The 8,918-nt window shown below is 56.4% G+C and carries 8 protein-coding genes and 3 pseudogenes; 10 read left to right on the forward strand and 1 reads right to left on the reverse strand.

Annotation, left to right across the window (positions count from 1 at the left end):
- Positions 1–14: 14 nt before the first annotated feature.
- From FG166_RS01245 to FG166_RS01290, 10 genes and pseudogenes are all read left to right on the forward strand, one after another.
- Positions 15–317, forward strand: a pseudogene (locus FG166_RS01245) (DUF1116 domain-containing protein); the annotation flags it as partial.
- Positions 318–319: 2 nt separating this feature from the next.
- Complete coding sequence (locus tag FG166_RS01250) at positions 320–547, forward strand: hypothetical protein (protein ID WP_003683939.1); 228 nt, start codon at positions 320–322, stop codon at positions 545–547.
- 35 nt (positions 548–582) lie between these two features.
- Positions 583–837 carry a DUF2877 domain-containing protein gene (locus FG166_RS01255; protein WP_240839874.1) on the forward strand — a complete coding sequence of 85 codons (255 nt, stop codon included), beginning with the start codon at positions 583–585 and terminating at the stop codon, positions 835–837.
- 123 nt (positions 838–960) lie between these two features.
- A pseudogene (locus FG166_RS01260) lies at positions 961–1,116 on the forward strand (oxamate carbamoyltransferase subunit AllH family protein); the annotation flags it as partial.
- A gap of 23 nt (positions 1,117–1,139) precedes the next feature.
- Positions 1,140–2,075 (forward strand): carbamate kinase, encoded by a 936-nt coding sequence (gene arcC, locus FG166_RS01265; protein WP_035431192.1) that lies wholly within the window; start codon positions 1,140–1,142, stop codon positions 2,073–2,075.
- Between the two features lie 117 nt (positions 2,076–2,192).
- Positions 2,193–3,121: pseudogene (rihA, locus tag FG166_RS01270) on the forward strand (pyrimidine-specific ribonucleoside hydrolase RihA).
- A gap of 76 nt (positions 3,122–3,197) precedes the next feature.
- Entirely contained in the window at positions 3,198–3,845 is a 648-nt protein-coding gene (locus tag FG166_RS01275) for a nitroreductase (protein WP_003683955.1), read from the forward strand.
- 9 nt (positions 3,846–3,854) lie between these two features.
- Positions 3,855–4,586, forward strand: a complete 732-nt coding sequence (locus FG166_RS01280) for an SGNH/GDSL hydrolase family protein (RefSeq protein WP_003683956.1) — start codon at positions 3,855–3,857, stop codon at positions 4,584–4,586.
- 10 nt (positions 4,587–4,596) lie between these two features.
- Complete coding sequence (locus FG166_RS01285) at positions 4,597–4,911, forward strand: MazG-like family protein (RefSeq protein ID WP_003683957.1); 315 nt, start codon at positions 4,597–4,599, stop codon at positions 4,909–4,911.
- A gap of 124 nt (positions 4,912–5,035) precedes the next feature.
- Positions 5,036–6,076, forward strand: a complete 1,041-nt coding sequence (locus tag FG166_RS01290; protein ID WP_003683959.1) for an alcohol dehydrogenase catalytic domain-containing protein — start codon at positions 5,036–5,038, stop codon at positions 6,074–6,076.
- Between the two features lie 204 nt (positions 6,077–6,280).
- Here the strand turns inward: FG166_RS01290 and FG166_RS01295 are convergent, their stop codons facing one another.
- On the reverse strand, positions 6,281–8,806 hold the full coding sequence (locus FG166_RS01295; RefSeq protein ID WP_003683960.1) for a M1 family metallopeptidase: 2,526 nt from the start codon (positions 8,804–8,806) through the stop codon (positions 6,281–6,283).
- Positions 8,807–8,918: the final 112 nt, after the last annotated feature.

Raw genomic sequence — 8,918 nt, forward strand, 5'->3', positions numbered from 1 at the left:
AGCTATGGAAACCGCCGGCCGTGACCCGTTTTGTGGGAACCGGGGGCTTTGATGACGCCCTGCGGATCAGCAACGACACGACCGAAATTACCACGACCGCCAACCCGAACTTCCCGATCCCAACCTGGGACTTCCAAGGGATTTCAACCGGGATTGACGCCCGTAAGGTGGTCGAAACGGGAATTTTACCGGTCATCAACACCGGGATCGCCAACAAGCGGGCCGGGTTGGGCCAAGTCGGGGCCACCCCGCCGATGGAATGTTTTGAAAAGGCCGTGCTGGCCTACGCCAAGAAGCTCGGTTTTAAGGGGGAATAACGATGGTCAGGGCGCAAGCGGATCGGGCAGTCAGGGAGTTAGCGAGGGGCCAGTGGCAGGTTCACTCCGTCTTCTCGCACGCCATCAACCTGGCCAACGACCGCGAGCGCCGCTTATTGTTACTGGCCCCCCACCAGGGGCGCCAGGTCCCTGGTGGGCTCTCTTACTTGCCCCGCCAGACTTCGCTAGGCTACGGGCCAGTTGGTCGGTGGGGCAAGCAGCGAAACTAACGGACAGTGGGTTGTACACGGACGTAGGGTGCGTGGTGTTTGACACCTGGTACGATTCGACTTACCAGCCTAGTTCCCCCTTAGTTGACCGGTGCAACGCCCTGATTGAATTGGGGCGGCAGGCCACCTGGCCGACCGGCTTTCAACGGCCCTTTAACGCCCTGGTGACCGGAGCCTTAGACCAAGAAATCGCCACCCTGCAAACCGAACCAGGTAGGGGCGTCGCCGTTTTAATCGGCCGCGGGTTGGGGTTAACCCCCGCCGGTGACGATTTCTTACTCGGCTACTAGTTGGTCAACCAGACCCCCGGACCGTGGGCGACGGCCTTTCAAGCGGCCCTGCTAGAGAAAATCAGTTCACCAAGTTACACGACGACCGTCAGCCGCAATTACTTACAGTGAGCCTTAGAAGGGCACTTTAGCGGTTCCTTGTTGGCCCTGACCAACTGGCTGGCGGGTGGCGACGGGCAATTAACAGAGCGCGTCCATTCGGTAATCGATTACGGAAACACTTCCGGCAGGGACACCCTCGCCGGAATGGTCGCCGGATTAATGCAGCAAACAGGATGAGCAACCAAATAGGAGTTGAAAAAATGGCAAAACGAGTGGTAATTGCCGTGGGGGGCAACGCAATCTTGCAACCCCACCAAGCCCCGACCTTTGAAGCCCAACTGCGAAACGTGCAGGTCACGGCGGCGCAGATTGCAAAGGTTGAAGCAATGGATTACGAAATTGTCCTCACCCACGGGAACGGTCCCCAAGTCGGCAACGTCTTGCAACAAAACGACATCGCCAAAGACGTGGTGCCGCCCTTCCCGTTAGACGCTTGCAACAGCGAGACTCAGGGGAGCATCGGCTACATGCTGGAACAAAGCCTCAAAAACGCCCTGAACCGGCAGAAGTCCTCGGCCAACGTAGTCACCTTTTTGACCCAGGTCAAAGTCGACCCGGCCTTTAAGAAGCCGACCAAGCCCGTTGGTGTCTTCTACAGTGAAGAAGAGGCTAAAAAGCTCCAAGTCGATAAGGGCTGGGACATGGTTGAAGACGCCGGCCGGGGCTGGCGCCGGGTGGTACCGTCCCCGAGCCCGCTGCGGATTCACGGGGTGGACGCGATTGTCCACCTGCTGGAACAAAACATGATGGTCGTGGCCGGTGGTGGGGGCGGGATCCCCGTCTACCAAAACAGCCAGGGTGAAATTGAAGGCTTAGAAGCGGTAATCGACAAGGACCGGACCGGCTGCAAGTTAGCCCAACAAGTCGATGCCGACGTCTTCATGATCCTGACCGACGTCAGCAACGTCTGCGTCAACTACGGTACACCAGACCAAAAGGCCTTCAAGTCCATTAGCGTTGATGAAGCGCAACAATACCTGGACGAAGGCCAATTTGCGGCCGGCAGCATGTGCCCGAAGGTGGAATCGGCGATCGCCTTTGCTAAGAGCGGTAAGACCGCCATCATCTGTGCTTTAGACGAAGCCGACCTCGCCCTGCGGGGAAAGGCCGGCACCCAGATCAGCGTATATAATTAATTGTTGAAATCGCTACCAATCTTTCTCCTAAGTATAGTAAAATTAATACCAAACCAAATCTCTTGCTCACCCGAGTGGGAGATTTTTTGTACCCTGCGTTAGGAAAGGATGAGACCAATGGTAAAGAAGATCATTTTAGACTGCGACCCGGGCCACGATGACGCCTTAGCGATGACCTTAGCTGTTGCCAACCCGGCGATTGACCTGGTGGCGGTGCCGACGTCGGCGGGTAACCAAACCCCGGATAAGACCTTGAACAACGCCCTGCGAATGCTGACGCTCTTAAAGCGCCCTGACATCCCGGTGGCCGCCGGGGCCCAGGTCCCGCTGGTCAAACCACTAGAAACGGCGCCCGAAGTTCACGGCGAAACCGGCCTGGACGGGGCCGACCTGCCGGAGCCGGGCTTTTTGCCCCAAAGCCTGCCGGCGATCGAGTTAATGGCGCGGGTCCTGCAAGAAAGTACGGAAAAGGTGACCCTGGTCGTGACCGGGCCGATGACCAATGCCGCCCTGTTTTTGCGGACCTGGCTAGGGAAAAAATTGACCAAATCGTCTTCATGGGCGGGGCAATGGGGTTGGGTAACTGGCAACCCAGCGTCGAGTTCAACATCTTCGTCGACCCCGAGGCAGCCAAGATCGTGCTGAACTTTGGCCTGCCGCTGGTGATGGTACCCCTAAACGTCACCCACCAGGCCCAGATCACCAAGCCAGAAATTGACGAAATCGCCCAGCTGGATAACCCGGTGGCCCAGGCCTTTGTGGGCTTGTTGAACTTCTTTGAACGTTACCACGAGGATCCGAAGTGGGGCTTTGTCGGCGCCCCGCTCCACGACCCCTGCACGATTGCCTAGTTGATTAATCCGGCCCTGTTTGACGGTGTGGATGTCAACGTCGACGTGGAGACGACCGGGGAGTTAACCCGGGGCGAAACGGTTTGCGATTACTACCACCTAACCGGCAAGCCGGTTAACACCAAGTTACTCCTTAAGGTTGACCGGACCGGCTTTATTTCCCTAGTCAAAGAATCGCTAGCCAGTTTTGGTTAGAAAATTAGTTTGCTTTTAAAACCGTTGGGCGTATCCTAAGAAAAAAAGCGCCCGCCACAAGAAAGGGATCCTCAAAATGGAAGCACACCAAGCACTCGAACGCCGTCGTAGCACCCGTTGGTTTTTGGACCGCCCGGTCGATCCGGACGATTTAAAGACGATTGTGGTCCAGGGACTGCACGCCCCTTCCTGGGTCAACTCCCAGCCCTACCACGCCCACATTGTGACCGGAGAGACCCTCCAAAGGATCAAAGACGACTACCTTGAGGCCAGCAGGAATGGGAAGGAAAGCAAGCCGGAACTGCCCCCGACGCCACTGGAAGATTGGTCGCCCTTGGCCCAGCAAAACATGACCCACTGGAGGGAAGGGGTGGAACACACCCTTGGTGACATGAAGGCCATGGAAGAGGCTGCGAGCCATTTGTACAACGCCCCGGCGATCGTTTATTTAACCCTGCCCAAGAACTTCTCGCCGTGGTCATTGTATGACCTAGGGGGCTTTGGCATGGGGATGATCATCGCCGCTACCGACCAGGGGATTGCGAGCTTACCGGCCTACCGCTTCGTGATCTATCCGGACATCATTCGCCAACACGTTGAGATTCCGGAAGACGAGGTGCTGGTGCTCGGGATTGGCTTGGGCTACCGTGATTCCTACGCCCCGGTGAACCGGATTATTGCGGCCCGCGAACCGCTGACCGAACTTTTAGACTATAAGGAGTAATTGTAAGCCATGGCTGACCAAGAATTGTTCATGCAAAACATGTTGACCGAACTAACCACCTCGCAACGCTTTACGGAGGGGAACGCACCCGCCTTCTCCCCCGACCGGGTTAATTACGACCCGGCTTCGCCTTTAAATGGGCGCCGGGTGGCCTTTTTGGGTTCTTCAATCACCTACGGGCTCTTCGCCAAGGGGGTTTCCTTCGTCGATTACCTGCAGGCCAAGGACGGTTTGGTCGCCACCAAGGCGGCCGTTTCTGGGACCACCTTGGCCGGTACCGACGTCAACGGCTACTTAAAGCGGATGAAACGGCGCTTCAACGGTCAAAAAGCGTACGACCTCTTTGTCTGCCAGCTATCGACTAACGACACTCGGCACGGGGCGACCCTGGGTGAGCGAACCGGCAACGAACAGCGGGAGGGCTTTGACCTGTCAACCACGCTGGGGGCGATCGAAGAAATCTGCGCGTACGTCAAGCAGACCCTCGACTGCCCAGTCCTCTTTTACACTTGCGTTAACCAAAAAGACGACGGCACCTACGCCCAGCTAGTTGATGAACTCAAGTTGTTACAAGCCAAGTGGGACTTTGCCATCCTCGACCTGTTTAACGACGCCGGCTTAAACGCCGCGACCGCTGCCCGCCCCAACGCCATGTATGACGAGGTCCACCCGACTCAGGCGGGCTATTTGAAGCTGTGGTTACCGGTCTTTGAACAAAAGCTCGGCGCCCTGCTTGGTTAGGGGGGCAGCCATGGAATACGAAGACTTATTTAAAAAGATCACTGCGTGGGCCCACGACCGCGGTATCGACCAGGCCGACCCGCGGGTTGAATTCATGAAGATGGCCGAGGAACTCGGCGAATTATCGGCGGCTTATAACAAAGAGCACCACGCTAAGATGGTGGATAGCATCGGTGACCTGCAAGTGGCGCTGTTGATCTTTTGCCAGTTGGTCGGCGTCGACCACAAGGAAGCGATTGAAGCGGCCTACAACCAAATTAAGGACCGGACCGGTAAGACGACCACCGCGGGGGTGTTCATTAAGCAGAGCGACCTGCACGATTAATGCATTCTAAGCATTAATTCCGATCAAAAGAAGGTATCGGTGAATTGCTTGTTTAATCTTGGCCTAGCGGGGTATGATTAATAACGTAAATGATTAAGTGAGCAAGAAGGGAGCGCATTAACCGATGAAAAGTGCAATGTTTATGAAAAAGGGGCTCGTTGAAGTCCAAGACGTTGACAAGCCGACCGTTAAGAACCCAGACGATGTTGTGATTAAGGTTTTACGGGCCTGCGTTTGTGGTTCCGACCTCTGGGCTTACCGGGGCTTAGATGACAAGCCGGCCAACTCAATCAACAGTGGTCACGAAGCCATTGGGATCGTGGAAGAAGTCGGCGCAGACATCACCACGGTTAAGCCGGGCGACTTTGTGATCGCTCCGTTCACGCACGGCTGTGGCCACTGTCCAGCCTGCTTAGCTGGTTTTGACGGGGTTTGCCAAGACCACAGTGATAACTTCTCCAACGGGACCCAGGCTGAATACTACCTGGCCCAACACGCACAGTGGAGCTTGGTGAAGGTACCAGGTAAGCCGGAAGACTACAGCGAAGCCATGCTTAAGTCCTTCTTGACCCTGGCCGACGTAATGGCTACTGGTTACCACGCCGCACGCGTTGCCGACGTTAAGCCGGGCGACACGGTGGTGGTAATGGGTGACGGGGCCGTTGGTTTGAGCGCCATCATCGCCGCTAAGCTACGCGGCGCCAAGCGGATCATCTCAACTTCTCGTCACGATGACCGCCGCGAGTTAGCCGCTGAATTTGGTGCTACCGACAACGTGGCCGAACGTGGCGACGAAGCGGTGGAAAAGATCCTCGCCATGACTAACGGCGGGGCCGACGCCGTCCTCGAATGCGTGGGGACCGCTCAATCGACCGACACCGCCATGAAGGTGGGTCGTCCGGGCGCCATCGTTGGCCGGGTTGGTTTGCCACACGACGCTACCATGGACATGGCCACGCCGTTCTACCGCAACACCGCCGTTGCTGGGGGCCCAGCCTCCGTTACCACCTACGACAAGGACCTGCTCTTAAAGGCCGTCTTGGACGGTAAGATCAACCCGGGGAAGGTCTTCACCAAGACCTTCACCCTGGATGAAATCAACGACGCCTACCAAGCCATGGCTGATCGTCAGGTCATCAAGAGCTACGTGAAGGTTAGCGATTAAAAAGAAGTGCGACCAACCTCCTCGGTAAGCCGTATGACTAAGCTGGGGACGAAGGTTGATGCGGCACGCATCGTTCTTCGTCCTGCTTAGGCACTAGGCTTACGGTTGGGAGCACGTTAGCTGAATAATCGTTGAGAAACATAAAAAACCGTCACCCCATGTGGGGCGGCGGTTTTTTGTGTGCTGATTGATTGATCGCGTTGCTTACAGTTGTTGTGCTACCGCTTGGTTAACGGCGTCGGCCTGGCTTTCAATCAGGGCGACCTTGCTGGCAATCACTTCTTTATCCATCGTGATTTCCCGGGTCAAGCCCGCCACATTTTCCTTGGGTTCAAAGAAGGCGTTGAACTCATCAGACCGTTGCCGGGTGTGGAAGACGGCGGCGGTAACGGTGATGAAGGTGGCAAATTCCATGTCACCACCGACCGTCTTGTCTAACCAATCCCACTCGTTGCGGATCCAGTCCCAAGCCAGCTGTTGGCCGGTCGGGTTGGCCAAGACGCCGCGGTACCAGCCGCGGAGGTCCTGCGGCTTGATGGTAGTGGCGTCTTCGAAGTGGTCAACTAGGTCACGGAGTTGGGCGGTTTCCTTGGTGGCGACCAAGGCGCCGCGCAGATCTTGCTTGTAGCTTGGGTCGCTGGTCGTCCGGTAGTCAGTCAGCAGTTGGTCAAAGAGGGCTGATGTGTTGAAGTTTTGGACTTCGTTTTTTAAGACTAATGGCCGGATGGTGGCTTCGATGCTCAGTGGTTGGTTTTGGTGATCCAAGAAGATTTGGTGGGCGGCTTCCTTGGCCTGGGCGTTGTCAGCGTACAAGGCGGCGCTTAAGACCAACGGCCGGGTCAGTTGGTCGTCGATGGCTTCGCCAGCCTTGGCCGACCAGGTGAGGCGGCTAGCTTGGTTCACACTTAATTGATCGAAGAAGTGCTTCAGGTTAGCTTCTTGATCGCTGCCCGGAGTGGTGAAGTTCTTCAAGAAGTTGGCGATCTGGTAGAGGGCGGTGTTGACGATTGAGGATGGGTCGTCCTTGAACTTGGTCAACAGCGGGACCAAGGTGGCGTAGGGAAGCCGCTTCCCTTCGGCTAAGAGGCGCAGGTCCTGGAGTAGTTGGCGCTTGGTGATTGCATCCAGTTGGCCCTCTTCTTTTAAGATGTCTTCTAAGAGGGTGGCGTCGTAGTTGACGATGAAGTGGGAGTTGTTACCGACGTTGATCCGCAGCGGTTCACCGGCTTGAGCGCGTAATTCCCGGTAGTCACCTAGGTCTAAGCGGACGTCCTTCATAATTTGCGGGGCGGCGAAGTTAGCGTTCAACGGAATTTCCCAGGTCCGCCCCTGCTCCTTAGCGGCGCCAATAAAGAATTGTTCCTGGCTTAAGATCAGGTGACCGTTTTCGACCGTGGCCGCTACGACCGGGTAACCCGGTTGTTCCAGCCAGGAGTTCATGATCTCGCCGATGTTGATGCCGGCCGCGTCGCCGAGGGCTTGCCATAAGTCGGCCCCGGTGGCGTTGCCGTATTGGTGGGCGGCAAAGTAGTTCTTTAACCCTTCGCGTAGCTTGTCGTCACCGAGCAGGGCGCGGACCATCACCAGCATCCGCGAACCCTTGGCGTAAACGATCGCCCCGTCAAAGAGGGCGTCGATTTCGGCCGGGTCATTAACGGCCACGTGCACCGATTGCACCCCGTCGGTGGCGTCGCGTTGCAGAGCCATCGGGGCTTCGGTCGTTTGGAAGAGTTCCCAGATGTGCCAGTCGGGTTCTAGGGCGTCTACGGACAGGTATTCCATCATGTTGGCAAAGGATTCGTTGAGCCACAGGTCATCCCACCACTTCATCGTGACCAGGTCACCGAACCACTGATGGGCCAACTCGTGGGTGATAACAGTAGCCACGACCCGCTTCATGTCCAAGGCGGTGTTGTCCGGGTCAACTAAAAGGTAGGCCTCCCGGTAGGTGACTAAGCCCCAGTTTTCCATCGCCCCGGCCGAGAAGTCCGGTAGGGCCAGTTGCCAGGAGTGGGGGAGCGGGTACTTGGTTTGGTAGAAGTCCTCGTAAAACTCGATCGCCCGCTTGGCAATGTCTAAGGCGAAATCGAGTTCCTTTGCTTGGTGGGCCTTGGTGGCAAAGACGCCGACCTTGACCCCCGACGTAGTCTCGGTGACCTTTTTTTGTAGGTCACCAAAGGCAAAGGCGACCAGGTAAGTGGACATCTTAACGGTCTCTTCAAAGTAGTGGTAGCCGTCTTCGACCCGTTCTTCCGGCATGTTGGCGAGCACCGTTTCGCCAGGTTGCTCGTCGAACTTAATCGCCAGGCTAAAGGTTGCCTTGGCTTCCGGCTCGTCGATGCTAGGGAAGGCCTGGCGGGCGAAGGTGGTTTCAAACTGGGTGCCGATCAGTTCCCTTTGCTGCCCGTCGACCTGATAATAAGACGGGTAGATCCCCATCATTGTGTCGGTCAAAGGGGCGGTGTAATCGACCGTGATGGCCACCGGACCGGTTTTGGGCAGGGTGAAGGTCAGGGCCTCTTGTTCATCACTGGTTTCAAATGAAAGGGTGCGCCCTTCTGTCGTCACACTAGTCACCTGCAAGAACTTCTGGTGCAAGGAGATGGTCTTGGTTAAGGCCTCACCGTCAATGGTAACGTGACCGGCAAACTGCTTTGCTTGACGGTTAATGTCGAGCTTGATGTCGTAGTGCGTTGGGTGAAAGGCTTCATAAAAACGGGTAACTGCCATGTTAACTTACTTCCTTTTTTGTTGATAGGCTAAGTATACGCCCGTTGACGGGTTCGGGGGTAGTAAAGAGACGACGAAGGGGTGGGAGACCGCATTCGTCTTCCACCCCTTG

The sequence above is a fragment of the Limosilactobacillus fermentum genome (genome assembly GCF_013394085.1).
GTDB lineage: Bacteria > Bacillota > Bacilli > Lactobacillales > Lactobacillaceae > Limosilactobacillus > Limosilactobacillus fermentum.